We start from the raw sequence: 1,442 nt of genomic DNA on the forward strand, positions 1-1,442 counted from the left end.
TTCGCGAGCAAGCCCGCTCCCACAGGGGGTATCTCAACCCAAGCGGTGTTTCAACAGCACTTGGGCCCGGCCTTGCCACCGTAACGGGCTTCCTGGCGTTCGCGGAAGAACGCCTCGTAGTCCATCAGCGGCTTGTCCGGGTGTTTGCTTTGCATGTGCTCGACGTAGTTGTCGTAGTCGGGCATGCCGACCATCAGGCGGGCGGCCTGACCGAGGTATTTACCGAGGCGACTCAAGTCATTGAACATCGTTGCAATCCTCGATTCAGGCGTCCGGCACAGCCTGGAATGGCGCTTCTTTATCCGTGCGTTCCTTGTGACCCCAGGCGGCGATGCCGACCTTGAGCGCGTAGAACAGGATGCTGAAGACCACCAGCAGGAACAACACCGTCAGCGTTGCGTTGGTGTAGGCGTTGTACACCACATGTTGCATCTGCTCGATGCTCTTGGCCGGGGCCAGGATCTGGCCGGCAGCCAGGGCATCGTTGTATTTGCGCGCCAGGGCCAGGAAGCCGATCGCCGGGTTGGCGTCGAACAGCTTGATCAGGCCCGCCGTGGTGGTGCAGATCAACAGCCAGACCGCCGGCAACATGGTCACCCAGACGTAGCGCTGGCGCTTCATCTTGATCAGTACCACGGTGCCGAGCATCAGGGCGATACCGGCCAGCATCTGGTTGGAGATGCCGAACAGCGGCCACAAGGTGTTGATGCCGCCCAGCGGATCGATCACGCCCTGGTACAACAGGTAGCCCCACAGCGCCACACAGCCGGCGGTGGCGATCAGGTTGGCGACCCAGGATTCGGTCCGCTTGAGGGCTGGGACGAACGAGCCCAGCAGGTCCTGCAGCATAAAGCGCCCGGCACGGGTGCCGGCGTCTACCGCCGTGAGGATGAACAACGCTTCGAACAGGATCGCGAAGTGGTACCAGAAGGCCATGGTGTTCTCACCCGGCAACACCGAGTGCAGGATCTGCGCGATGCCCACCGCCAGCGTTGGCGCACCGCCGGCACGGGCCAGCACGGTGGTCTCGCCAATGTCATTGGCCACCGCCTGCAGCGCTTCGGGGGTGATTGCAAAGCCCCAACTGCTGACCGTCTGCGCCACGCTCACCACATCGCTGCCGACGATCGCCGCCGGGCTGTTCATGGCGAAGTACACACCCGGCTCGATCACCGAAGCGGCGACCATGGCCATGATTGCCACGAACGACTCCATCAGCATGCCGCCGTAACCGATGTAACGGGCGTTGACTTCGTTATCGAGCATCTTCGGCGTGGTGCCCGAAGAGATCAGCGCGTGGAAACCCGAGACCGCGCCACAGGCAATGGTGATGAACAGGAACGGGAACAATCCGCCCTTCCACACCGGCCCGGTGCCGTCAGTGAACTGGGTCAGTGCCGGCATTTTCAGCTCGGGCATGGTGATCAGGATGCCGATCGCCA

General features: G+C 62.5%; 2 protein-coding genes. Both read right to left on the reverse strand.

Translation table 11 applies throughout. From position 1 onward, the window contains the following. Positions 1 to 50: 50 nt before the first annotated feature. A complete protein-coding gene (locus HU811_RS26915; protein WP_047230563.1) occupies positions 51 to 248 on the reverse strand; it encodes a YbdD/YjiX family protein in 198 nt (65 codons plus the stop codon). Positions 249 to 264: 16 nt separating this feature from the next. Further along, on the reverse strand, positions 265 to 1,442 hold a 1,178-nt coding region (locus tag HU811_RS26920; RefSeq protein ID WP_275944493.1), incomplete at its 5' end, for a carbon starvation CstA family protein.

Origin of the sequence: Pseudomonas tehranensis, assembly GCF_014268615.1 — a bacterium.
Classification (GTDB): domain Bacteria; phylum Pseudomonadota; class Gammaproteobacteria; order Pseudomonadales; family Pseudomonadaceae; genus Aquipseudomonas; species Aquipseudomonas tehranensis.